This window comes from Anabaena sp. WA102 (assembly GCF_001277295.1).
Lineage (GTDB): Bacteria > Cyanobacteriota > Cyanobacteriia > Cyanobacteriales > Nostocaceae > Dolichospermum > Dolichospermum heterosporum.
This window is the reverse complement of the sequence record NZ_CP011456.1, coordinates 3,543,042-3,567,177: the sequence shown is the minus strand read 5'-3', so window position 1 is coordinate 3,567,177 and position 24,136 is coordinate 3,543,042. Positions and strand designations below refer to the sequence as shown.

Sequence of the window (24,136 nt, the reverse complement as noted above, 5' to 3'; positions counted from 1 at the left end):
GGTGAAAATAAAATGTTCTTACCGAGCAAAATTACCTGATAAAATAAGTTACTCAGGAACATTTACAGCATATCACCTGTTGTCATAGCAGTTATATGGTGCCTGGTGGTGTGATGTGCGCCCCCACTTTAACTGACATTACCCGCGCCTGGGCAATCTTGGAATATTTCCGCACCAATTGGTTAGAACCAGTTTGGTTAGGATGTTCTTTAGAAAGATATGAAGGAATTCAATCTTATGAAGACTTTCAAAAGTGGTTAGATGAAGATGTTAAACATCGAGAATCTGACTTAGGTTTATATTGGCGCATGGGCTTAGATATCGGTTTAGATCGATATGGTGCTGGTGTGGGTAAATATGTGACTTGGGGTTATATTCCCCATGAGGATAAATATAATCATCCCACCATTGAAGGACGTAACGCTGCTGTGATTATGAAAAGCGGTGTTTATGATAGCTTCACTGATACTCATGCTTTGATGAATCAAGCATTTGCCCGTGAGAATTTAACCCATTCTTGGTATGATGAAGGTACAGAAGATTGGCATCCAAGCGATCGCACAACAAACCCAATTAATCACAATCAAAAAGACTTTAATGGGGCATATTCTTGGTCAAGTGCAGTCCTCCACCAAGACTTAGGACGATTAGAAGCCGGACCCCTCGCCCGTCAATTAGTTGCAGGGGGAAATCATGGGGAATCTTGGCAACATTATGACCCATTTATTCTCGACACATTCAAGCAAATGGGTGGTGCAAGTGTTCATCTTCGGCAATTAGGAAGAGTCCACGAAATAGTTAAACTATATCGTCAAGCCGAACGGTGTTTAAGAGAGTTCAAATTAAACGATCCTTGGTATATTAAACCAGAAGAAAAAGATGGTAAAGGTTGGGGTGCAACGGAAGCCGCTAGAGGTGCATTATGTCACTGGGTAGAAATCGAAAAAGGTAAAATTAAGAATTATCAAGTTATCGCCCCTGGTACTTGGAATATCGGACCCCGTGACGGTGCGGGAGAATTAGGACCAATTGAAAAAGCATTAATTGGAACACCTATTCAAGACCCGAAAGACCCCGTAGAAGTGGGTCATGTCGCCCGTTCTTTTGATTCATGTTTGGTCTGTACAGTTCATGCCCATGACGCGAAAACTGGGGAAGAATTAGCTCGTTTTAGAACGGCTTAATTTATGTTACTTAAGATCCCCGACTTCTTAGAGAAGTCGGGGATCTGTTCTTTTCTCTATTTTTCGATAAGTCAGGGTTCTATATAATTGTTATGTGCAGTACAAAAGTTCCCAAATCAGTGGGTTAGTCTGAATTTTAAGGAATAATTGATAATTCCTAACTATCAGATTAAGAATTATCAATTAGGAATTACTAAATACTAAAAATGGTAACTAATTGTGTCTAATTTAGAACTACATCAATATCTTCCTCAACTTCCTGAAGCCGCACTCCAAGAATTTATAGAATGGTGTATGTTGGATCAGTCAACAGCCGCAGGATTAGAATTTAAACCCGATCAAAGTAAGTTAAAGAATTTAGCACCAGCGGATTATTCTAAGCAATTAGTTGACCAATTTATGAAGGTAAGACCTGACCCAATTAGAGCAGGTTTAGTAGCCGTAATTGCTGGCAAACAAGCCGATAAACACGAATTAACAGGTTTAGCTGCTGTCGTTGATTTTGTTTCTCTTTATGTTAAGTATTTAATTCCTAAAGATGGTACTAATCCAGAAGAAGCAGATGCAATTTTAGCTAAAGCATCACAACATCAATATGAGCAACTTGTAGAAATTGCTAAGAAACATGGTGTGAATTTATAAATTTGTAGGGTGGGCATTGCCCACCTCATGATTGATAGTTAACATGAGGCTTTATATTAATTATATTTACCAAATTGGACAGTTTATGCTTTAGCTGCGACTTTGTATAATTTGCTGACCAATAGACATCTGGTGAAAATTAAATATGCGTGACATGAAACCCCTGTAGAGACGTTCCATGGAACGTCTCTACAATCTTTACCGGAGATGTCTAATAATGAACCTTTACCCGCAGAGTTTAGAAAAACGGGAATAGCATTACCACCACCCCAAAATTTTAACCCAAAAATTAGCGATCGCATCAATGTTACCATTCTCCAAGGTTTCAGAGGAAGAAGCAACAGGGAACAGAAAAAACTCATGTTTAAAAACATGAGATTGAAATAATGACACTGTTTTTTTTGTAAACCGGGTAAATGTTGGGGAACATACGTCAACCCAACCTTACAAAATGTTTAACTCATTAAATCTTGAAACATAGCGGTACTTAAATAGCGTTCACCAAAGGAAGGTTGAATCATTACTATTAATTTACCTGCATTTTCTGGGCGTTTACCTACTTCAATAGCAGCAGATAAAGCCGCACCCGAAGATATTCCTGATAATAAACCTTCCTCCCTAGCTAATCTTCGTCCATATTCCATTGCTGCTGCGTCCTCAACTTGAATTATTTCATCAATTAAATCTTGACGCAAAACATCAGGAATAAATCCCGCACCAATTCCTTGAATTTTGTGAGAACCGGGTTTACCACCTGATAGAATCGGACTGTTACTAGGTTCGACTGCAATAACTTGAAAACTTGGTTTGCGTTGTTTAATTACTTCAGCAATACCAGTAATTGTGCCGCCCGTTCCTACCCCAGAAATTAAGATATCAACTTCTCCGTCTGTATCCGCCCAAATTTCCTCAGCGGTGGTTTCTCGGTGAATTTTCGGGTTAGCTGGGTTGGCAAATTGTTGTAACATAAAGGCATTAGGAGTATTGGCAACAATTTCCTCCGCTTTGTTAATTGCGCCCCGCATTCCCTGAGTTCCTGGTGTTAATTCCAAACTTGCACCATAAGCCCTCAACATAGCCCGTCTTTCTTGGCTCATGGTTTCTGGCATAGTTAAAATTAACTTGTAGCCACGGGCGGCTGCTACCATTGCTAAAGCAATACCTGTATTACCAGATGTTGGTTCAACTAAAATGGTTTTGGCCCGGTGAAATTAAACCTTCAGATTCAGCGGAAAGGATCATACTTACGCCAATTCTGTCTTTTACAGAAGCCGCAGGATTCATACTTTCTAGTTTGACGACTATCCTAGCTACTACTCCCTCGGCTTGGGGAATTTTATTTAACTGAATTAATGGCGTTTTTCCAATAAGTTCTGTTACGTCTTTAGCAATTCGCATTTTTTAACTCCTAAACTCCTAAAGTTTATATATTAATCTATTTCAGTTACATATTTATCTGATTAGTTCTTTATATTAGCCATACCCATTTTACCATAATTTCTGTCTATTCCCACAAGAAAATATTCCTAATTGTTAATACCTTCGCCAAATTGAAAAAAGTCTTGATTCGTAGGTTGGGTTGTTCGCGTGAGCGTTGCGGAGCAATAGCATGAAACCCAACACTCATGTTGGGTATTGATTGTTGAAAATAATACTGTTCTACCTTCCTTAGAATATCTTAATTTTGTTTCTGACTTATTCAAGATATCTTAGGTCTAGCCTTGTCATGAGATGCTGTCATTTGAGTACAGTTTGTACTTGTGAATCTTCCCTAATAAATATCTCAAACCAATAGCCGATATTAGTTTGGCTTTGAGTACAAAATACCCCGTCCCCTCCCTCAAAAATGCTAGTACCCCACTCAAAAAATACTAGCACCCCCACACCAAATATTTTTTTTAATGCTTGCACAGTCAGGATGACAGACTATGAGTATTATCGTAATCATCTTAATAATATTAATTCAACTCACTTAAAGTTAGGACTAAAAGGGCAACTGATATAAACGATATAGGATTTACGCAGAGATTCCCCTCTACCCCCCGAAGTTCCTAAGATGCAAGTCTGACGAATCAGGGGGGACTTCTTAACTCCTATATTTCTCAAAAGTTATCTCAATCCTGTCTGTATTACTCAATATAAAAGGAAAGAATTTTGTTTTGAGGAGATTTTGATAAGCATATTTTGAATAAAAAAGGTGCAAAAAATAAACCTACTAATATAAATTTTCTTTCTAGGTAGTTGATACCTGGTAATGGAGAAAACATGAAAGTCAAACTTTTAAATGTGCTTACCGTAAGTTTGGTAACTTTAGCATTAATTTCTCCAGGGGCAGTAGTATTTACTATAGTTTGGGGACAACATAGAGAGTTCGTTAAAACACAGAATTTATCCTGTGAATTGTCGAAAATAAATATAGCATCTCCAGCATTAGTTCCCCAAACAAAAATTATCAATACTCAGCCATCTTTAGTCAAGGTTAAATTATCTGAAAATAATTTTCTACATCAAATCCAAATTGCGGCAAAAAAATATAAATTAGCAACAATTTTGCAATGGTTATTTTTAGTAACACCCATTTGTATTGGTATAGGAATTATCGCTTATGACAGATATCTTGTCTACCGTGCTGCTGTATTAAAAGAACACATTGCCATGTTGGAAAGAATGTGGCAACAAAGCATCGAACAGTAATTTTTCAAATTAATCATTCACCATAAACTAAATTATCATGACAGACGAACGCCAAACACAGTATTTTAATTTAATTGATGAACTTCTCCAATGTCCTAATGGTCAAGAACCAGAAGTTTTGGAAGCACAACCGGAATTAATTGATTCTGGTTTAGTTCAAGCAATGTTACAAGTAGCCACAATGTTTGCTCATCAAGGTAATCAAGATGGAGCGCAATTTCTATTTTTTGTTGCTAAACAATTGGCAAAAGAATTAGGTTTATATCCTGAAGTTTCTAATCAAGTTGTCACTCAGGAGTAATAATGTTATTGACTGCAACTGATGCCGGAAAAATATCATTGGAATTTCTTTTGGCAGATTGGAATATTGCTGATGATTATAGAGATTGGTTTACAGTGATTAATTCTCGGTTAATGGGTGAGAGTTGGTACATTGTAGAATTGGGTGTAGAGGGATTACCTGATAGATGGGTTATGCAGGTTTATGACACAGGAGTTTGCGATCCTAACTATACTTTTATTTCCCCAATTTCTGGTTCAGAAGGATATACCGATTTGAAAAGTCTACCAGATATCATTGCTGATGTTTTAGTAGCAGAACGCAATTCTCGATAGTTGAAAGTTTTAGATCCCCGACTTCTTAAAGAAGTCGGGGATCTTATTGATTTTATTTATTTTGTCAGGTTTAAATAACAATTATATGTTATAATTAATAGAGTTATGGAAGCTACAGAAGAATCAGTCAGATGATTACTGAAGACATCCTAGCCCAAGAATTTCTTAGAGTCGTAAATGACTATTACCCAGCCGTGGGAGAACTCTTAGAAGGCTGTCATGTGAAAGTTATTACTTGTTTTTGGGGACGACCTGCAAAACGGTTTCAATATATAGGAATTTATTGTCGAGAAGACATAATGCCCTGTATCCAATCCAAAAAAGAAATCCTCAGAGAATTAGCCGAAAATATGGGGTTAATTCAAGTAGTTTGTCTGAATGCTAAACGATTGCTACGTGACCCTATGTCGAAGTTAAAGCAGTCCGAACCTCGATTATGGTTGGAGTTGCAATTAGTCGCAGCCTAATCTAATATTTGGTCAACAATGAAAACAGGACTTTTCTGCAATTACGAAAATCATCACCTAGATGCTAGACGGACTATCTTTGAGCAAGTTTTATTGGTAAAAGAGGCTGAAAGTTTAGGTTTTGAAGAGGCTTGGGTAACGGAACATCATTTTAATGAGTTCAATCTCAGTCCTTCAATTCTGCTGTTATTGGCACATTTGGCGGGTGTAACTTCACAAATTCGTCTAGGAACTGCGGCTGTATTATTGCCATTTCATCAGCCAATCCGCGTGGCTGAAGATATCGCCACTTTGGATAATCTTTGTAGTGGGAGGCTGGCTTTTGGGGTAGCGAAAGGTGGACCATTTCCACAGCAAAATAAACATTTTGGGGTGACAACCCAGGAATCTCGCACCAGAATGTTAGAGTCAGTAGCATTGATTCAAAAGCTGTTATATGAGACTAACGTATCATTTAATGGCCGATATTATCAATGCGAAAATCTCACAATTCATCCCCAACCATTGCAAAAACCAATTCCCATATATGTTGCTAGTGGTGACGATGATGCAGTTAAATTTGCTGCTGAAAATTCCTTCGGTTTAATGGGTGGTCCGCCTTTTTCTCTAGAAAGATTGCGGAAGACAGTCAATAAGTATCGGGAATTTAATTCCAGTGGTGCTGATAAGTTCCTGTTAGCGCGGTTCTTTTTTGTGGGTAAAACTCATGATGAAGCGGTAAATGAAGCATTGCCTTTTATTCGCCACTTCAGCAAAGAAATGACGGCTAACTCGACTCAAGTAATGCAGAAAAGTCCTCAACAACCAGCATTTAATCGGACAAATATTTGTTTCGATGAAGACTATTTGATTGAGAATTCAATTATCGGTGATGTTAATGGTTGTCGTGACAAAATCAAGAAATTTCAGGACGAATTAAATCTCAGCACACTAGCGTTAAAACCCTCATCTTTTTCTTTGCAAAAAAATCGAGAAAGTTTGCAACGCTACAATCAAGAGGTGCGGAATTATGTCTAAACTTTCTTTGCTTCCTCCCGATGATTTACCTCCGACAAAGGTAACAAAAGAGGATGGTATCCTCCATTTGGAGTTGGAACAATCTATAGGTAGATGCTTCTTTTATGCGTGCGATCGCATTACCCAAGTATTACTATCTAATTGTCAGTGGTACATGACCACAGATAAGACTACTTTGATGTTAATTGTAGACTGTCCCGATATAGTTGCTTATTGGCATATAGTCAGCAATATTCCCCAATTGGGAAATAGACTGGAAAGATTGACTAAAAATGCCAAAATTCGCGTTTATCCTCCTTTTGGAAAAGGATCACCTTTTGAAATTGGAGTAACTGAAATTTCAGCCTATCGAGATTGGTTGTAAGTCCTAAATTATATTTTAATCACTAAAATTACCATATCCCAGACTTCTTAGAGGATGTTTTAAAAGTGGTATCCCGTAATTTTCATCACATTGTTACCCCCCTTACAAAGGGGAGAAACAAGAAAATCCAGTTCCCTCCCCTTTATAAGGGGAGGGTTAGGGAGGGGTAAAACATTTGATACAGCAATCGTGACTTTTCAAACACCCTCTTAAAGAAGTCGGGGATATATCTTATTATTTTGTTATAATAAAATTAACACAAAAATATACCAGCCATGATTAGCAATTTTGTAAATAATAAAAAAGAACTATTTGACCGTTGGGCAAATAGTTATGATTGGACATTTCCTTCTTTTATTTATCAAGCTATTCACCAAAGATTAATTACAAAAGTTGAATTGTTACCTCATGCAAATATTCTAGATTTAGGTTGTGGTACTGGACGCTTATTAGATAGATTAGCAACTCAATTTCCAGAAATTACAGCCACAGGTTTAGATTTGTCTCCCCAAATGTTGCGGATAGCTAGACAAAATAATCGCCACCGTCCCCGATTAATTTATCTGGAAGGTAATGCTGAAAATCTACCCTTTGCTGAGGGACAATTTGATGCAGTTTTTAATACTATCAGCTTTTTGCATTATCCCCAACCAGAACAGGTTTTAAATGAGGTAGCAAGGGTACTTTCTCCTAGTGGTAAATTTTATTTAGTAGATATTCATTTTAATAACTCATCACCATGTCAAATTACGCCCCACTCTCCTACAGGAATTCGGTTTTACAGCAAAAAACAAAGAGAAGAAATGGGTAATAATGCTGGATTAACTTGTGTAGGTCACTATAATTTATTGGGGTTTGTATTATTAACTATTTTTCAAAAATAAAGCTAATTTTATTAGAGTGGGCAATGCCCACCCTACGAAAATAGTGTAATATAAACATGAATTAAGCATTTTTTATTTTCTCTGTGTCCTCTGTGCCTCTGTGGTTAGTAAAAAAAATATTAAACTCAACACAAAGCACATTAATTTATAGAGAAATTAAATTAGCAGAATTATTCACCTGTTGAGATAACCAACCATATAAACCTGCCAACCCTTCCCCAGTAGTAGCAGAAACTTGGAAAATTTGTATTTTTGGGTTAACCTGTTTTGCATATTCAATACAGCGTTGAACATCAAATTGCAAATAGGGCAATAAATCAATTTTCGTGATAATCATAACTTCACTATTGCGGAAAATATGAGGATACTTAATTGGTTTATCTTCCCCTTCTGTCACTGATAAAATTACCACCTTAGCAGCTTCTCCCAAGTCAAATAAAGCCGGACAAACTAAATTTCCGACATTTTCAATCATCACCACAGAATTTAAAGGTGGGTTAAGTTCCTGCAAACCTCTTTCTATCATTGATGCGTCTAAATGACAGCCTGTACCCGTATTAATTTGCACGACTTCACAACCTGTCTGCTTAATCTTTTCCGCATCATTAGTAGTTTCTTGATCACCTTCAATCACGCTAATAGATAATTTATCTTTTAAATCATTAATAGTCCGAGTTAATAATGTAGTTTTTCCCGCACCAGGAGAACTCATTAAATTCAAAGCCAGAATATTTCGACCTTTAAACCAGCCGCGATTTTGGGCAGCTAATAAGTTGTTTTTACCTAAAATTTCTTGTTCTAAAGATATCGTTGTATTATAAATTTTAGCGTGAATTTGGGGTGTTTCTTCATGGTGATGAGAATGAGTAATTACAGTCCCATCTGGTAAAGTATGAGTATGATGATCTGCATTTTCCATATTTGTAATTGTCATTTGATTATCATCAGAACAGCCGCAGGTTACACACATAATTCCTCCACTTCAATTGCTTTTATTTTTAATTCTTCACCAGCTATGATATCTAATTGCACACTACCACATTGACAAATTCCAAAAGGTTTATCTATCGGAAAGATTGTACTACATTGACGACATTTAGCCATTCCGGGTATTTCTAATATTTCTAATATTGCCCCTTCAACTATTGTACCTTGGGAACAAATATCGAAACAAAATTTAATTGCATCTGGCATAATAGCTGATAATTTGCCAATTTCTAATAATACTCTTTGGACTTTTTTGTTTTGGGCGTTTTCGCTAACTATAGCGATGATGTTTTGGGTTATTCCTAGTTCGTGCATATACTTTTTTTTAAACGAACCACAGAGGCACAGAGGACACAGAGGGAGGAAGAATGAGGTATTTAACAAATTCTGGGAAGTTGATCACCTACTAGCATATCTATTATTCTTTCTGCACCAAAAGCAGTTTTTAATAATACTATTCCTGATGGGTTAGTAATAACTTCACCAATAATAGATGCGTCTTTTCCTGTGGGATGATTTCGCATTGTTTCTAATATTAAATCGGCTTTTTCTGCTGGTGCAATTATGACTAATTTTCCTTCGTTGGCTAAATACAAGGGTTCTAAACCGAGTATTTCACAGACTCCATTTACTTCTTCTCGAATAGGAATTGCGTTTTCATTAATGCGTATGCCTACGTTTGCGGTGAGGGCAAATTCATTTAATACTGTGGCTAAACCTCCTCTGGTTGCGTCTCGCATGGCGTGAATTTGAGGACAAACTTTGATGATTTCGGCGACTAATTCATGTAATGGTTGACAATCACTTTCTATATCTGTTTCTAATGCTAATTCTCCTCTAGCAATTAATATTGCTGCACCATGATTTCCTATTTCTCCATTAATAATTACCACGTCTCCCGGTTGAATGTTGTGAGGAGAAATATTAATTCCTGGGGGAATTATACCAATACCAGCAGTATTTATAAATAATTTATCAGCACAACCACGATTAACAACTTTGGTGTCTCCTGTCACTATTTGCACTCCAGCTTTTTGGGCTGCTTTCTGCATACTGGCAACTACACGGCGTAATGTTTCTACTGGTAAACCTTCTTCTAAAATGACGCTACAGGTGAGATATAAAGGTTTTGCACCACTCACGGCTAAATCATTAATTGTGCCATTTATTGCTAGTTCTCCTATGTCTGAACCAGGGAAAAACAAGGGGTCTACTACATAAGAATCTGTGGTAAATGCTAGTCGCTTTCCATGTTGAGAAAGACTGGCTAAATCAAATGTGGCTTGGTCTTCTAATTGGGCAAGTATGGGATTATCAAAACTTTTTACAAATATATCATCTATTAAATCTCTCATGGCTTTACCACCACTACCATGAGATAAATTAATATGAGTATCTCTTACTTTTCCTTGACGACGACGGACTTGTTCGATTTTTTGAAAGAGTGAATTTTGATTAGGGTTAATTGGCATTTTAAAATTGCTTTGTAATTATATTTTTTTCTTGTGGGACAGGCATCTTGCCTGTCATCGTTAATTAATTACCTACCTGTCTCTTCATGTCTACCATTGTGTTTATCGTAATGTAAAACCCCACCAACTGCCCAATCTTCCCGTTCAAATTCGTCAATATGTACGGTTATCCATTCGGGTTTTGTTCCTAAAGCAGAAACTAAAGCATCAGTTACAGCTTTAACTAATTTTCGCTTTTTTTCTATGGAGTGACCTTTACCAATTTGAACAGTGACAAAAGGCATATAATTTTCCTCAAATTGTGCAATTTAGACTGATAGCGATTGTGGAGATACACCTGATTTATCTCTTTTAGCCATAGTGGAAAGTCGCCCATATTTGTAATATGCTGCACAAGCACCTTCGGAAGAAACCATACAAGTCCCTATGGGTGTTTCTGGTGTGCAAGCTGTTCCAAATACTTGACATTGCCAAGGTTTTAAAACTCCTTTCAGAATTTCTCCACACTGACAAGCTTTATGATCTGCTACTTTTAAATTAGGAATGGTAAATTTAACTTCAGCATCAAATTGGGCATATTCTGCACGAATTTTAAAACCGGAATTGGGGATTTCTCCTAAACCTCGCCATGCAAATTTTTCACGGACTGTAAAAACTTGATTCATGGCTATTAATGCGTTTTGATTTCCCCTAGGTTCTACTAAACGATTATATTGATTTTCAACTTGACAACGATTTTCTACTATTTGTTTTAATAACATCCAAATTGATTGGAATATATCTAATGGTTCAAAGCCAGAAATAACGATGGGTTTATGATATTGTTGGGTAATAAATTCATAAGGTTCTGTTCCTATTACCATACTTACATGACCAGGACCAATAAAACCATCAAGTTGTAAATCGGGATTTTCTAATAATGCTTGCAAGGCGGGAATTACTAATACATGATTAGAAAACATACTAAAATTAGTGATATTTTCTGCGGCTGCTTGAAGTATGGTAAGTGCGGTACTAGGGGCGGTGGTTTCAAAGCCTAAACCAAAGAAAACTATTTCTTTATTGGGGTTTTCTTTGGCTATTTTCAGACTATCCAATGGTGAGTAAACCATGCGAATATCAGCGCCTTGGGCTTTGGCTTGCAATAAGCTGGTTTTTGCACCAGGTACTCGCATTGCGTCGCCAAATGTGGTAAATATGATGTTGGGTAGTTGACAGAGTGCGATCGCATCATCTATTCTCCCTTTAGGCATGACGCAAACTGGACAACCAGGACCATGAATTAATTCTATATTATCGGGTAATATTTCTTCGATTCCATATTTAAAAATAGCATGAGTATGTCCTCCACATACTTCCATTATTTTGATATGTTTGTCTATTTGTTGGCTGAGTTTGATTATTTCTTGTTGTAAAGCGAGGGCTTTTTCAGGGTTGCGAAATTCATCTACATATTTCATATCAATTTTAAATTTTTTTAGGTTTTAGATTTTGGATTAATTACTTCACAAAACATAAATTGATTAGCTAGAATGTCATTATTTTGCTTTTCCAGTCCGTTTTAACGGACTTTTGCTATTAGCCTTGTACTTTAGTGCAAGGCGGCTATTTCTTGCAATAATTGTAATGTTTCTGCGGCTTCTTGTTCGTTGATTCTGTTCATGGCAAAACCGACGTGAACTAATACCCAATCTCCTATACATTTTTCTGGTGGGTGTTGTTCGTCAACTATACAGGCTATATTTATTTGTCTTTTGACTCCTCCAATATTAACCATAGCTAGTTTATGTTCGCGGTTGGTTATTTCTGTTATTTGTCCGGGTATTCCTAAACACATTTTAGTTTTCCTTTTTTAAGATTTATCTCACGCAGAGGCGCGGAGACAACAGAGGTTTTTATGTTATTTCTTTTAAGTATTTAGCGGCTGTAATTACACTTTGTCCTAATGATAAACTGCCATCATTTGTCGGTAATATACTGTGAGTTAATACGTTAATTTCTAATTTTTCTAATCGCTTTTTTACCTGTTGTAATAAAATTCGATTTTGAAATACTCCTCCTGTTAATGCTACTTGGTGAAATTCGTGTTCTTGTCTAATTTGTTGAACCATTGTTACAACAGTAATAGCTAAACTTTTATGAAATTTTGCAGCTATTTTTGATGAGGATATGTGCTGTTTAATATCATTGAGGATTTCTCGCCATGTTGGAGATGTATTTATATAATAAATATTATCTGATTTTTTAAATTTAAAGGAATAATTTAGAATTTCTTCATCATTGTTTAAAATATTGACATCAGCTATTGTTTCCATTTCTATTGCTGCTTGTCCTTCATAACTACATTGTTCTCGACAAATACCTATTGCGGCTGCAACTGCATCAAATAATCTGCCTACTGATGATGTTAAGGGTGAATTAATACCTTTTTCTATGATTTGGTTGAGTAGTTTTGGGTTGTTAGTTTCTAAAAATTTGATGATTTCTAAATCACTGTACTTTTCTTTGATTTCTTCCCAAGTAAAAGCATTAATTAATTGAGAGTATGTATTTCTCCAAGGTTGATAAATTGCCTGTTTTCCTCCTATCATTGCCATTGGTGTAAATGTAGCTAATCTTTGAGAGTTACAATAATCTGCTAGTAAAAATTCTCCTCCCCACAGTGTACCATCTTCACCATATCCTAACCCATCAAAAGCTATTCCTAAAATGGGTTTTGTATCTAAGGAAATTTGATTTTCTGCCATACAGGCAGCTATATGGGCATGATGATGTTGAATTTCTTCTAATTTAATGTTATTACTTTCTGCTAGTTCTTTGCCAAGTTTAGAAGATAAATACTCTGGATGTTTATCAATAGCAATTATCTCTGGTTGATGTTGAAATAAATTCAGATATAAATTCAATGTTTCTTGATAAGCATTAAAAGCAGCCGCATTTTCTAAATCTCCTAAATGTTGTGATAAAATCGCCTCACTTTCTTGTAATAAGCAAAAGGTGTTTTTTAACTCACTACCCATTGCTAAAATAGGCGGTATATTTTTAAAACCTGGAGGTAAAAGAATTGGTGCTGGTGCATATCCTCTAGCGCGTCTGAGGGTTTGAATTTGATTATCAATAACTCGCACTACAGAATCATCTACTCTATTAACAATATCACGATTATGTAAAAGAAAATAATCAGCTATTTTTGATAATTTATCTTTTGCATCTTCATTATCTATACATTGTGGTTGATCAGAAATATTACCGCTAGTTAAGACTATTGGTACTTTCATTCTTCTGAGAATTAAATGATGTAACGGTGTATAAGGTAGCATAAAACCAAGAGTATTTTGCCCTGGGGCTATAGAAGGTGCTAATTTACTCTGATCTTTAATATTTAATAAAACTATTGGTGCAGCAGAATTTGTTAACAATTCCTTTTCTAAATCATTAACATAGCAATATTCAGAAATAATATTAATATCTCTTGCCATTAAAGCCAAAGGTTTATGATAACGAATTTTACGATTTCTGAGTTTTAGAACTGCATTTTCTAAAGTGGCATCGCAAGCTAAATGGAAACCACCTAAACCTTTAATAGCAACAATTTCACCCTTTTGTAATAACGTACAAACAGCATCCACATCATCCAACATGGAAAACATATCAGAAATCACAGGTTTATCGTCAGTCCTTTCTAACCATGCACGAGGTCCACATACAAAACAAGCCACAGGTTGGGCATGAAACCGACGATTTTCTACATCTTGATATTCCTTTTCACATTCCTGGCACATTGGAAAATTCACCATGCTAGTATTATTTCTATCGTAGGGAATAGCGCGAATAATACTCAACCTTGGACCACAATGAGTACAATTAGTAAAAGGATAACGAAAATAACGACTAAAAGGATCAAAAATCTCCCTTTGACATTGGGGACAACTTGCCGTGTCAGGAGAAATCTCAGTTTTCACCACACTATTAACACTACGAGAAATCACAAAAGTATTAAAATCAAACTCCCCTAAATATGGACTTCTAATCAACTCCTTAATTCTTGCCAAAGGAGGACATTCTTGATATAACTTATTGACAAACTCCGTTATTTCTTCCTCACCACCAGAAACACGAATTAACACCCCTTTCCCATCATTACAAACATCACCCTTTAACCCAAAAACCTTCGCCAAACGATACACAGTAGGACGAAAACCCACACCTTGTACAGTCCCACAAACCCGAATTTCCTCTATTCTCATCCTTCCTCCTCTGCGCCTCTGCGTCTCTGCGTGAAATAATCAAAACTTGCAAATCAAAACGCGATTATTCCCAGAATCAGCAACCACCGCAGTTTCCCCACAAACCTTAATTCCATAACACCAATTTAAACTTTGTCTTGTTGGTAGTCCAAAATTCCGATTTTCGCTTTTATTTGTAAAGTTATCTTGTCCCATCACACCATCAGCGATCGCACCCTGCAATAATAAAATAGATGCTTGTTTCTTCCATCCTAGCAACCGGGAATTAGCTGTATCAGCAACTATTAACCAATCCCCCGCAACATCTACCCCATAGGGCATACTTAAACTACTTGCACTAGGAAAATAAACACCTTGATTTAATTCCACAAAATTGAAGTTTTTTTGTCCTAAAACCACCGCACAAGGGGCATTATTTTCTGTTGGTGTTCCTTCCCAAATCATTACCCGGTTATTACCTGCATCAGCAACAACTAAATTATCATCCCAAAGGGTGATATCATGACACCAACGCATACTGGCGGCAGTGGGAGAACCACCCCCATTTTCATTGCGTGATATCATATCCGGTTGTCCCAAAACTATATCCGCAGGTTGTCCATTTTCTGTGGGTAATTGATTCCAAATTAATAACCGACGATTTCCGGTATCAGCTACAAATAACTTACCTTGATGATAAAAAATACCATAAGGCCAATGTAACGTATTAGCCGCAGGTTGTTGATTACCTCGATTTGGTTCATTATCAATAAAGTTAGTTTGTCCTAATACCAAATCTGCGGGAACATGACTATCTTCTGGTATATTGTACCAGATTAAAATGCGGTGATTCCACGCATCGGCAACAGCTAAACCATTACCACATTTACAAATACCTGTAGGGACACTAAGTGTAGATTTTCCTGGTGTACCCTTAGCATTTTGTCCTTCATGAAAAAAATCAGTTTGTCCTATTACCCAGTCCGCGGGTTGATGATCTTTTGTGGGTAAATTTTGCCACCCTAATAAACGATGATGTCCTGTATCTGATACCCATAATGGTCCTGTTGGTGATAATAAACAAGCTGCACGGGGTCCAAACATTGTTTTAGGAGTGGGTGCAAGGGGAACTACTAATTGTTCTGGTGTAATATTGTTTCCTAATATTATTTTTGCACCATGAGGAGAGAGAGGTAAATAGGAGACATTTTGGGTTTTCAATGTAAATAGGAAATTAATATTGGTTAATATTACCAGTTTTTACTCTAAGTAGGTGAGCGTTGAAAATTGTCGTTATGGCAAGGCAAAAGGCAAGAGGCAAGAGGCAAGAGTGAAGAGGGTTTGGGCGATTTTACATTTCTTTACACAGTTTGGTTTTATTGTGTTCACCTACTTATGGGAAAACCTGGAACAATTATATCAATTTCCTGCATTATTCGTAAAGTTTCTGTTAAAGCAATGACAATTTTTTGATACTAGTCAATTTCCTCAGTAGATAATTCTCTCTTAGAATTTTTTCTATCTTTCAACCATTTATCTAATACTTGATATCCACCAATTTTAAATTCCCAGATATGTGAGGGAAAGTTGTAAATCTAAAAAATTCTGGCAATACATCTTCTCCAGATAAATTTGCAGGAGATTGTAAAACTTCCCATTTTAACGGTATTTTTAGAAAGGGGGCGGTTAGAAACCGCGTCTACACAGACGAAACCCACCTGCGTGGGTTAAATTTCTCTTAGACTTTGGTTGTGTAGCCGCGTTCGCCCTTGGCGTGGCGAAGCCAAGCCATATTCTATTCGCCTGGGCTAGAAAATACTAGCAATTAGAGGTAATAATTTACTACATTCTTCAACCAATTTTGCGGCATTTGGTAAGTTGCTGAGAACTCCTTTTCCCTCGTTCCCAGTCTCCGACTGGGAATGCTTTTCCCTCGTTCCCAGTCTCCGACTGGGAATGCTTTCCGGGAGGTTCTACCTCCCATCTTAACGATATTTTCAGAACAAGGCGGTTAGAAACCGCATCTAGACAGACAAAACCCACCTTCGTGTGTTAAATTTCTCTTAGTCCGCGTAGGCGGACTTTGTTTGTATAGCCGCGATTTATAATCGCCTGGACTTTGTTTGTATAGCCGCTTTGTTTGTGTGTAAGCTAAACTATATAATCGATCATCTGGGCTAAAAAATGGGTTTCTAAGCTAAACCTAAAAAACCAGCAATTAGCGGTAATAACTTACCACATTCTTCAACTAATTTTGCCGCAGTTGGTAAATTAGCAATTGTTCCTTTTAACATTGTGATTGCTGTATCTGCTAAATCCTGTTTTTCTTGAGGATTTTGGGCGGCTTCTGCTAAAGCTTTGACTTGTTTTAAGGCCTTTTCTTTGTCTTTAGGTTTTAAATCAGTATCAGCTTCAATTGCTGCTTTTAATTGTGTCAATAATTCCTTAATTCCTGGTTTATCGGGTTCAGGTGCAGATGGTAATTCATTAATGGTATTTGTGACTGTACCACTGATTTCACCTAGATTCAAAGCTTGTCCACTGGCGTTAAAATCTCCGCCGATACTGCCAATTTCAACTTTACGGCTAGAATCGTTAGTCATGTTTTTATTCTCCACTTTGTTGTCAACTTGAACATTGATAGGTTTATTAGCTAATAGTTTAACAATTTCTGTCATCTCTGAACTTTGTTGGCGATAAATAACTATTTCATTATCTTTAGCTTGTAATTCTGCTTTATATTTTTCTTCTACTGCTGCTAATGCTAATTGATAATTTTGAGTAAAATCGCTGTGAATCTTTTCTTTATCAGCATTATCAGGAACAGCAACTTTAACAACAACTACCCCATCACCTTTATTTTCAATACTCTGGATAACTAATTCTGTATCTTCATTTTCAACTTGCACTGTTTTGAAAGCTGCAACAAAAGCTTTCCAGTCAATACCATTTTGGAAAATTAAATCAACAGTATTTAAAACTTCTTCAAATAATTTTGTAAATTCTCCTGGTTTAAATTCTCCACTACTAGGACGGCGTTCACGGTCATCTGTTCCTGGTTGGGGATATTCTAAAAGATAGACAAAGCGACAATCTACATCATCTAATATAGTTGTACTTTCAATATTCCAAGCTTCCACACAAGCACCTGTCATTTGAGCTTTGGTGAAATTAGTACCAACCGCTTGAGTAAGAGTCAGATTTGCCCATTCTAAAACAGCACCTTGAAAAGTGGCTTCAATAATATCAGCATTTTTTAAATTAGCTTCTTTCAAGTCTGCACATACTAGGTTTGCACCTCTGAGGTTAGCGCCACTGTAAGATTTATTTCTACCATTGAGAGTAACGAGCAAATTGAGAACAGCAGGGTTACTCAATATAGTCTTACCTGGTCTAGCAAAATCAAGTTTTTTGGCTTCATAAAAACGAGTGCGCGTTAGGTTTGCTGTTCTGAAATCTGTATTTTTCAAGGTTGCACCAGTAAAATCAGTATCAGTTAAATCTGCACCACGAAAACTTGTACCACCTGTAGCAGCAAAAGCAATGGCAAATGAACGAATCCAAGCATCTTTTTCATCCCCTTTAAAACTACGCCAGCAAATGTAAACGCTAAAAAATATAAAAACTACAGCGACGGGGAAAACAACAGCAACAGCAGAATGTAAGAAAATTTTGAAGGTAATAGCAAAGCCAAAGGCAAAGAAAATAGTCAAAGCAACAGCAAAGACAATAGTGAAAGCGAATGAGAAGAAAAAGGTGAAGGTTACAGATGAAGTAATAACACCAGTGAAAGCAACCACAAGTGAGCCAATTGTAATTCCTTGTACGGATGAGGAAAAAGTAACGGCTGAAACGGAGAAGATGGCAAAGGCGATGGCGACCATTCCTAACCCTGCCAATAAACCTTTACGGACAGTAATAATACACAAAATAACTAACGTAATTAGTGCGACTATACCAGAAATAATACTTCCATCTTTATAGTTCAAAGCATACCATAACAATACACCAATAACTGTGGAAAACAAACTCGATATCACTGACAGTATAAATGTCACTATGAGCAAAACAATTACCCAACGCTTCTTTAGTCCAGCTTTAGCACCAGTAAAGTCAGCACCTTTAAGGATAGCATTGGTAAAATTTGCTCCTCTAATATCAGCTTTGCTAAAATTAGCACCTGTCAGGTTTTGACCTTTAAAAGAGCATCCTCGGAGATTTTGACCGGAGTAGTCTGGTGACATAATCGCATCCGCAAGAGATTATCTATTAGATTTTACACTTATTTGTGGGTATTATTCCCAGTTTTGGTTAAATTTTATTAAATTTGGCTTTTTATAATCCGGGTAAATATTTTTAAACTAATAGGACTTACGCAAAAAACCTATCAAACTCTTATTTCTCTGTGTTCTCTGTGCCTCTGTGGTTCGTTTATTCCGTAACTTGTGCGTAAGTCCTAACTAAATTAAAATAAGAGTTAACTTTTGCAGGAGGATTATGAACAATCAACTCTATGAACGAGATTTTAATGTTTGGCGAGAAACTATCATTAAAAAAATCAAACAACAAGATTTTAATGATATTGATTGGGAACATTTGCTTTTAGAATTAGAAGATATAGGAAAATCAGAAAAACGCTCATTTTTGAGTAATTTAACCATCTTAATTGCTCACTTACTCAAGTTAACCGTTCAAGCTGATGCTCCCGAAATGATGAAAGGAAGTTGGTATAGTTCTGTTACTGAACATCGCTTTCGAGTTAGAAAAGATTTAGAGGGACTTCCAAGAAATAAATTATCCTGATTAACGAACCACGGAGGCGCAGAGGACACAGAGGAATAAGGGTTTGAGAGATTTTTGCGTTAGGTGGTTTATCGCTTAAAACGTCAATATTGGTGTGAAATTCAGCAAGTCGTGATTTTTCTGCAAGCCACAACTTCCGAAATGGTGTTTAATAGTCAATATGTAGACACAAACACCATCCACAAATATAGAGTTATACGGATGTGGGAAGAGGAAGCAGCGTCACTACTGGCTAACCCCGCACTATTACCATTAGCAACTTTAGCAAAAAGCGACTCACCCGAAAATCTTTTAACCCAAGTTGCTGCTGCTGTAAATACAATTGAATCCAAGAAAGCACGAGATAATATTTCCGTTTGTACACAGCTTTTAGCCGGGTTAAGATTTAATAGAAATCTACTTAATCAACTGTTTCAGGAGGACATTATGGAAGAATCTTGGGTTTATCAGGATATTCTGCAAAAAGGTGAGCAAAAAGGCAAAAGAAGAGAAGCACTAGAATTGATTCTCCGTATGTTAAAACGCCGCTTTGGGAATATTCCAGCCAGAATAGAACAGCAACTTCCTAATTTGGGATTAACTCAACTGGAAGATTTAGCCGAAGAATTATTAGATTTTTCGCAAATAGATGATTTAGTTAAATATATGGCGAATATTTCCTAACAACAAAAACCATTATTATCCTCGTTCCCTGGTTCTGCCGGGGAATGATATTTTTAGCATCAAGGTGAATTATGAAGAAAGAGAAACAATAGAATGATTTACTGATAAGATTATTGCAGGAGGTTAGAAATCATTATGACAACACATCAACCAACAGTCATTACCAATGATAATCTTTACGACCAAGATTTTATCTGTGGATAGAAACAATATCTAAACAATTAAAAGCAGGGAAATTTGCAGAAATTGATTTAGCAAATCTGATAGAAGAAATTGAAAGCATGGGAAAAAGTGAAAAACGGGAGTTAAAGAGCCGTTTAATTGTGCTATTAATGCACTTACTAAAATGGCAATATCAACCTGAAAAACGTAGTGAAAGCTGGCGCAGTACGATTACAGAGCAACGTATTTGTATTGAATTATTATTAGAAGATAGTCCTAGTTTGCAACCTCTATTTATAGAAATATTTGCAGATTGTTATGAAAAAGCTCGGTTAAAAGCATCTGAAGAAACAGGAATTAAATTAAACTTCTTTCCTAAAGAATCTCCTTTTACTTTAGCGGAAACCCTGAAAAATTACTTTTTGAATAATTAAATTATATCAATTTTCATGTTTATTTGTTCATATTTCAGTCTCTGTTTTAGGGAAAGTTAAGGCTTTTATTCCAGTGATTCTCAGAGGGTGTTTGAAAACTTTTTTGTGTGGTATATAACACCTGTAGATCCCCCTAAATCCCCCTTAATAAGGGGGACTTTAAGAAATTTAGCCCCCTTTTTTAAGGGGGTTGGGGGGATCTAAATAAATTTTGATACTTTTCAAACATCCTCTCAGCCTCTAAATTAACTTATTTTCCGTAGTATGGAGGATGCGGTTTGAAGTTATCTATAAAATTGTATCTGTCTAAACTAGATAGGAAATTGAAATTATGAAAGTTAATTTACAACTAGCGCTTAATGATGCTGGTATAGATGCAAATCAAACTAGCACTCAACGTCAATTAGTAGTTTCTGTTTCTGCTAGTGGTGAAACAATAGATCGGACTGTACCCTTGAACTTATGCTTGATTCTCGATCATAGCGGTTCAATGATGGGAAAATCCCTAGAAACTGTGAAAAATGCCGCTTGTTTATTGGTAGATCGTCTCACTCCTGAATATCGCCTCAGTGTAGTTGTTTTTGACCACCGGGCTAAAGTTTTAGTCCCAAATCAGTTAATTAGCGATCGCCAACATATTAAAAAACAGATAATGCAACTCAAAGCTGATGGGGGAACTGCTATTGATGAGGGTTTACGCTTAGGAATTGAAGAGTTAGCCAAGGGTAAACATGATACAGTTTCCCAAGCATTTTTACTGACTGATGGAGAAAATGAACATGGTGATAACGATCGCTGTTTGAAATTTGCCCAATTAGCCGCCAGCTATAATTTAACTCTAAATACATTGGGATTTGGTGACAATTGGAATGATAAAGTTTTAGAAAAAATCGCTGATGCTGGCATGGGTACATTGTCTTATATTCAACACCCAGATCAGGCTGTATCGGAATTTGGGCGGTTGTTTAGTCGAATGCAAACAGTGGGGTTGACTAACGCTCAACTATTATTATCCTTAATGCCTAATGTGCGGTTAGCAGAACTCAAACCCATTGCCCAAGTTTCCCCAGATACCATTGAGTTACCAGTACAACCCGAAAGCGATGGGCGCTTGGTGGTGAGATTGGGCGATTTAATGAAAGACGGGGAACGGGTAGTTTTAGTTAATATTTATGTGGGACAGTTGCCAGAAGGTAAACAGGCGATCGCTAATGTTCAAGTCCGCTACGATGACCCCGCCCATAACCAAATCGGGCTATACTCCCCCAATCTACCAATTTATGCTCATGTCACCAGGGAATACCAACCAGCACCAAATCCCCAGGTACAACGGTCGGTTTTAGCTTTAGCCAAATATCGCCAAACCCAGTTAGCCGAAACGAAATTACAGCAGGGTGATCGGGCTGGTGCAGCAACGATGTTACAAACTGCGGCAAAAACTGCGCTGCAAATGGGAGATGCTAGTGCTGCAACGGTATTGCAAGTTTCCGCCACCCGCTTACAAGCTGGGGAACAGTTATCAGAAAGCGATCGCAAAAAAACCAGAATTGTCTCAAAAACTGTTTTGCAAGATGCTTCCCCTCAATGAAAGTTCAACTAACATCGGCTCTAAATGATACCAACGTTGATGCTGCCCAACAAAGCAATCAACGTCAACTCTCAATTTCTATTTCCGCTATTCCTGCTGAATTTGAACAAAGTTTACCCTTGAATCTCTGCTTGATTCTCGATCAAAGTGGTTCTATGTCCGGTGAACCCATGAATATCGTCATTCAAGCAGTTGAGCAATTATTGGATCAATTAAAAGTTGGTGACAGGATTTCCATCATCGGTTTTGCTGGCACATCTGGAGTCATTATCCCCAACCAAATCATCCAAGATATTGAAAGCATCAAAACCCAGTTAAGAGCCAAGCTAAAGGCTGCTGGCGGGACTGTCATCGCCGAAGGTTTATCCTTGGGGATTACAGAACTACTCAAAGGCACAAAAGGGGCGGTTTCCCAAGCCTTCCTCCTCACAGATGGTCATGGGGATAACGGGTTACAGATTTGGAAATGGCAAATTGGACCAAATGACAATAAACGTTGTTTGCAACTTGCCAAAAAAGCCGCCAAACTCAACCTGACAATTAACACCCTGGGTTTTGGTGATGACTGGAATCCAGATTTATTGGAAAAGATTGCTGATGCAGGGGGTGGGACTCTAGCTTATATCGAGAACCCAGAGCAAGCTGTAACTCAATTTGCGCGGCTATTTCGGCGGGTACAGTCGGTGGGATTAACAAATGCCCATTTACTCCTATCTTTAGTCCCTGTTGTCCGTCTGGCGGAACTCAAACCCGTTGCCCAAGTTGCGCCAGATACCATTGAATTACCAGTGGAAACCGATGCTAATGGGACTTTAATACTGCGGTTAGGGGACTTGATGAAGGATAGCGAAAGGGTTGTTTTAGCGAATATTTATCTGGGACAATTACCAGAAGGGAAACAAGTCATTGGTCATATTCAAATTCGCTATGATGACCCATCCTTGAATAAAGAGGGTTTACTTTCTCCCTTAGTGCCAATATATGCCAATTTTACCAAGAGTTATGAACCTGCTCTCAATTCCCAGGTGCTAAACTCGATTCTGCTTTTGGCTAAATATCGGCAAACTCAATTAGCTGAGGCAAAATTAGAACTAGGCGATCGCCTTGGTGCTGCCACAATGTTACAAACTGCTGCTAATACCGCCTTACAAATTGGCGATACCTGTGCAGCCACCGTGCTACAAGTTTCAGCAACTCGCTTACAAGCCGGTGAAGAGTTATCGGAGAGCGATCGCAAGAAGACAAGAATGGCATCCAAGACTATTTTGAAAGAATAGCTGTAGGGTAGGTCTTTTGGCCTACCTGATCAAATTTTCGGCAATTTTCGAGCCAGCGATCGCTCAAAAACCATTAAGTAGGGTTTGCTGATAGCGCAGCGTGGCGTTATCCATACTTCTAGTAGTTCGTCAAATTTATTTTGACGGGTAATGGAAAAAAACTTCTGTTCTTCCCTCCCCCTCTACCTCCCCCACCTCCCCCACCTCCCCTACCCCCCCTACCCCCCCTACTCCCCTTCACCCGTCATTTTCGGGTTGACAGACTACTAGCCCTCACAGATAACTTTTTCAGCAACCCCTACTTATAAACATCTGCCATATCAGATTTTATTGAATTTGTACACACCTGATAGGAAGATGAATAGGAGTAATTTAAGGTTTAAAGTATCTATATATGGTAAACACCTGGTATATATAAAGGCTTGGCTAACACCCAAGCCTTTTTTATATTTAAATTAATTTGTATAATTTCATATAGACTAATATTTGCAACGCCAATATATATTTTTGTCTTGATCTATCACAATTAGAGCAATCTGTACACATTCCATAGGAAGATGATATGTGACTAGAGTAGCACTAAATTAATTGAGTACGTTGTTAAGCACAGCAATTATGGAGGTTTGGTCATAGCACCAAACCTTTTTTTTCGTTTAT

23 protein-coding genes and 3 pseudogenes are annotated in these 24,136 nt (G+C 37.2%); 15 read left to right on the top strand and 11 right to left on the bottom strand.

Annotated features, from left to right (window positions below; translation table 11 throughout):
• Positions 1-83: 83 nt before the first annotated feature.
• The 3 genes and pseudogenes from AA650_RS15465 to AA650_RS15455 all read left to right on the top strand — a co-directional run.
• Positions 84-1,184 (top strand): annotated as a pseudogene (locus tag AA650_RS15465) (nickel-dependent hydrogenase large subunit); the annotation flags it as partial.
• A gap of 219 nt (positions 1,185-1,403) precedes the next feature.
• The gene (locus tag AA650_RS15460; RefSeq protein ID WP_053539674.1) at positions 1,404-1,826 is read left to right on the top strand and encodes a hypothetical protein; all 423 of its coding nucleotides are present in this window, start codon (positions 1,404-1,406) and stop codon (positions 1,824-1,826) included.
• 207 nt (positions 1,827-2,033) lie between these two features.
• Complete coding sequence (locus AA650_RS15455) at positions 2,034-2,213, top strand: hypothetical protein (protein ID WP_053539673.1); 180 nt, start codon at positions 2,034-2,036, stop codon at positions 2,211-2,213.
• A 68-nt stretch (positions 2,214-2,281) separates the two neighbouring features.
• On the opposite strand, the pseudogene cysK reads toward AA650_RS15455, so the two are convergent.
• Positions 2,282-3,224 (bottom strand): annotated as a pseudogene (gene cysK / locus AA650_RS15450) (cysteine synthase A).
• Positions 3,225-4,091: 867 nt separating this feature from the next.
• Here cysK and AA650_RS15445 point away from each other — a divergent pair.
• From AA650_RS15445 to AA650_RS15415, 7 genes are all read left to right on the top strand, one after another.
• Complete coding sequence (locus AA650_RS15445; RefSeq protein WP_053539672.1) at positions 4,092-4,520, top strand: hypothetical protein; 429 nt, start codon at positions 4,092-4,094, stop codon at positions 4,518-4,520.
• Positions 4,521-4,557: 37 nt separating this feature from the next.
• Positions 4,558-4,821: a hypothetical protein gene (locus tag AA650_RS15440; protein WP_015079389.1), complete on the top strand. Its 264-nt coding sequence runs from the start codon at positions 4,558-4,560 to the stop codon at positions 4,819-4,821.
• 2 nt (positions 4,822-4,823) lie between these two features.
• Positions 4,824-5,135 carry a hypothetical protein gene (locus AA650_RS15435; protein ID WP_027401697.1) on the top strand — a complete coding sequence of 104 codons (312 nt, stop codon included), beginning with the start codon at positions 4,824-4,826 and terminating at the stop codon, positions 5,133-5,135.
• Positions 5,136-5,266: 131 nt separating this feature from the next.
• Positions 5,267-5,602 (top strand): hypothetical protein, encoded by a 336-nt coding sequence (locus tag AA650_RS15430; RefSeq protein WP_027401698.1) that lies wholly within the window; start codon positions 5,267-5,269, stop codon positions 5,600-5,602.
• An 18-nt stretch (positions 5,603-5,620) separates the two neighbouring features.
• Positions 5,621-6,619, top strand: a complete 999-nt coding sequence (locus AA650_RS15425; RefSeq protein ID WP_053539671.1) for an LLM class flavin-dependent oxidoreductase — start codon at positions 5,621-5,623, stop codon at positions 6,617-6,619.
• Positions 6,612-6,983, top strand: coding sequence for a hypothetical protein (locus AA650_RS15420; RefSeq protein ID WP_053539670.1), 372 nt, complete (start codon positions 6,612-6,614; stop codon positions 6,981-6,983). Before AA650_RS15425 ends, AA650_RS15420 begins: the two co-directional genes overlap by 8 nt.
• Positions 6,984-7,258: 275 nt before the next feature.
• Positions 7,259-7,867 (top strand): class I SAM-dependent methyltransferase, encoded by a 609-nt coding sequence (locus AA650_RS15415; RefSeq protein ID WP_053539669.1) that lies wholly within the window; start codon positions 7,259-7,261, stop codon positions 7,865-7,867.
• A 145-nt stretch (positions 7,868-8,012) separates the two neighbouring features.
• Here the strand turns inward: AA650_RS15415 and hypB are convergent, their stop codons facing one another.
• From hypB to AA650_RS15365, 10 genes are all read right to left on the bottom strand, one after another.
• Entirely contained in the window at positions 8,013-8,837 is an 825-nt protein-coding gene (gene hypB, locus AA650_RS15410) for a hydrogenase nickel incorporation protein HypB (RefSeq protein ID WP_053539668.1), read from the bottom strand.
• On the bottom strand, positions 8,828-9,169 hold the full coding sequence (gene hypA / locus AA650_RS15405; RefSeq protein ID WP_053539667.1) for a hydrogenase maturation nickel metallochaperone HypA: 342 nt from the start codon (positions 9,167-9,169) through the stop codon (positions 8,828-8,830). Before hypA ends, hypB begins: the two co-directional genes overlap by 10 nt.
• Before the next feature lie 62 nt (positions 9,170-9,231).
• Positions 9,232-10,326, bottom strand: coding sequence for a hydrogenase expression/formation protein HypE (gene hypE, locus AA650_RS15400; protein ID WP_053539666.1), 1,095 nt, complete (start codon positions 10,324-10,326; stop codon positions 9,232-9,234).
• A gap of 68 nt (positions 10,327-10,394) precedes the next feature.
• A complete protein-coding gene (locus AA650_RS15395; RefSeq protein WP_027401706.1) occupies positions 10,395-10,610 on the bottom strand; it encodes a tautomerase family protein in 216 nt (71 codons plus the stop codon).
• A 24-nt stretch (positions 10,611-10,634) separates the two neighbouring features.
• A complete protein-coding gene (hypD, locus tag AA650_RS15390; RefSeq protein ID WP_053539665.1) occupies positions 10,635-11,786 on the bottom strand; it encodes a hydrogenase formation protein HypD in 1,152 nt (383 codons plus the stop codon).
• A 131-nt stretch (positions 11,787-11,917) separates the two neighbouring features.
• The gene (locus AA650_RS15385) at positions 11,918-12,163 is read right to left on the bottom strand and encodes a HypC/HybG/HupF family hydrogenase formation chaperone (protein WP_039204499.1); all 246 of its coding nucleotides are present in this window, start codon (positions 12,161-12,163) and stop codon (positions 11,918-11,920) included.
• 58 nt (positions 12,164-12,221) lie between these two features.
• Positions 12,222-14,573, bottom strand: a complete 2,352-nt coding sequence (hypF, locus tag AA650_RS15380) for a carbamoyltransferase HypF (protein WP_053539664.1) — start codon at positions 14,571-14,573, stop codon at positions 12,222-12,224.
• A 39-nt stretch (positions 14,574-14,612) separates the two neighbouring features.
• Positions 14,613-15,773, bottom strand: coding sequence for a hypothetical protein (locus tag AA650_RS15375; RefSeq protein ID WP_053539663.1), 1,161 nt, complete (start codon positions 15,771-15,773; stop codon positions 14,613-14,615).
• Between the two features lie 254 nt (positions 15,774-16,027).
• Positions 16,028-16,147 carry a type ISP restriction/modification enzyme gene (locus tag AA650_RS29470; protein WP_199924453.1) on the bottom strand — a complete coding sequence of 40 codons (120 nt, stop codon included), beginning with the start codon at positions 16,145-16,147 and terminating at the stop codon, positions 16,028-16,030.
• A 597-nt stretch (positions 16,148-16,744) separates the two neighbouring features.
• Entirely contained in the window at positions 16,745-18,796 is a 2,052-nt protein-coding gene (locus AA650_RS15365) for a pentapeptide repeat-containing protein (protein WP_053539661.1), read from the bottom strand.
• 253 nt (positions 18,797-19,049) lie between these two features.
• Here AA650_RS15365 and AA650_RS15360 point away from each other — a divergent pair, with 253 nt between their 5' ends.
• From AA650_RS15360 to AA650_RS15340, 5 genes and pseudogenes are all read left to right on the top strand, one after another.
• A complete protein-coding gene (locus AA650_RS15360; RefSeq protein ID WP_234413198.1) occupies positions 19,050-19,355 on the top strand; it encodes a DUF29 domain-containing protein in 306 nt (101 codons plus the stop codon).
• A gap of 63 nt (positions 19,356-19,418) precedes the next feature.
• Positions 19,419-20,018 carry a DUF4351 domain-containing protein gene (locus AA650_RS15355; RefSeq protein ID WP_053539660.1) on the top strand — a complete coding sequence of 200 codons (600 nt, stop codon included), beginning with the start codon at positions 19,419-19,421 and terminating at the stop codon, positions 20,016-20,018.
• A 135-nt stretch (positions 20,019-20,153) separates the two neighbouring features.
• A pseudogene (locus tag AA650_RS15350) lies at positions 20,154-20,614 on the top strand (DUF29 domain-containing protein).
• Positions 20,615-20,945: 331 nt separating this feature from the next.
• Positions 20,946-22,202, top strand: a complete 1,257-nt coding sequence (locus AA650_RS15345) for a vWA domain-containing protein (RefSeq protein ID WP_053539658.1) — start codon at positions 20,946-20,948, stop codon at positions 22,200-22,202.
• A complete protein-coding gene (locus AA650_RS15340; RefSeq protein WP_053539657.1) occupies positions 22,199-23,479 on the top strand; it encodes a vWA domain-containing protein in 1,281 nt (426 codons plus the stop codon). The genes AA650_RS15345 and AA650_RS15340 overlap by 4 nt, the downstream gene beginning before the upstream one ends.
• Positions 23,480-24,136 lie beyond the last annotated feature (657 nt).

Excerpts from the sequence above, each read along its gene's own strand:
- AA650_RS15455 (WP_053539673.1), top strand. The coding sequence starts at position 2,034 with ATGTCTAATAATGAACCTTTACCCGCAGAGTTTAGAAAAACGGGAATA.
- AA650_RS15445 (WP_053539672.1), top strand. The coding sequence starts at position 4,092 with ATGAAAGTCAAACTTTTAAATGTGCTTACCGTAAGTTTGGTAACTTTA.
- AA650_RS15440 (WP_015079389.1), top strand. The coding sequence starts at position 4,558 with ATGACAGACGAACGCCAAACACAGTATTTTAATTTAATTGATGAACTT.
- AA650_RS15435 (WP_027401697.1), top strand. The coding sequence starts at position 4,824 with ATGTTATTGACTGCAACTGATGCCGGAAAAATATCATTGGAATTTCTT.
- AA650_RS15430 (WP_027401698.1), top strand. The coding sequence starts at position 5,267 with ATGATTACTGAAGACATCCTAGCCCAAGAATTTCTTAGAGTCGTAAAT.
- AA650_RS15425 (WP_053539671.1), top strand. The coding sequence starts at position 5,621 with ATGAAAACAGGACTTTTCTGCAATTACGAAAATCATCACCTAGATGCT.
- AA650_RS15420 (WP_053539670.1), top strand. The coding sequence starts at position 6,612 with ATGTCTAAACTTTCTTTGCTTCCTCCCGATGATTTACCTCCGACAAAG.
- AA650_RS15415 (WP_053539669.1), top strand. The coding sequence starts at position 7,259 with ATGATTAGCAATTTTGTAAATAATAAAAAAGAACTATTTGACCGTTGG.
- hypB (WP_053539668.1), bottom strand. The coding sequence starts at position 8,837 with ATGTGTGTAACCTGCGGCTGTTCTGATGATAATCAAATGACAATTACA.
- hypA (WP_053539667.1), bottom strand. The coding sequence starts at position 9,169 with ATGCACGAACTAGGAATAACCCAAAACATCATCGCTATAGTTAGCGAA.
- hypE (WP_053539666.1), bottom strand. The coding sequence starts at position 10,326 with ATGCCAATTAACCCTAATCAAAATTCACTCTTTCAAAAAATCGAACAA.
- AA650_RS15395 (WP_027401706.1), bottom strand. The coding sequence starts at position 10,610 with ATGCCTTTTGTCACTGTTCAAATTGGTAAAGGTCACTCCATAGAAAAA.
- hypD (WP_053539665.1), bottom strand. The coding sequence starts at position 11,786 with ATGAAATATGTAGATGAATTTCGCAACCCTGAAAAAGCCCTCGCTTTA.
- AA650_RS15385 (WP_039204499.1), bottom strand. The coding sequence starts at position 12,163 with ATGTGTTTAGGAATACCCGGACAAATAACAGAAATAACCAACCGCGAA.
- hypF (WP_053539664.1), bottom strand. The coding sequence starts at position 14,573 with ATGAGAATAGAGGAAATTCGGGTTTGTGGGACTGTACAAGGTGTGGGT.
- AA650_RS15365 (WP_053539661.1), bottom strand. The coding sequence starts at position 18,796 with ATGTCACCAGACTACTCCGGTCAAAATCTCCGAGGATGCTCTTTTAAA.
- AA650_RS15360 (WP_234413198.1), top strand. The coding sequence starts at position 19,050 with ATGAACAATCAACTCTATGAACGAGATTTTAATGTTTGGCGAGAAACT.
- AA650_RS15345 (WP_053539658.1), top strand. The coding sequence starts at position 20,946 with ATGAAAGTTAATTTACAACTAGCGCTTAATGATGCTGGTATAGATGCA.
- AA650_RS15340 (WP_053539657.1), top strand. The coding sequence starts at position 22,199 with ATGAAAGTTCAACTAACATCGGCTCTAAATGATACCAACGTTGATGCT.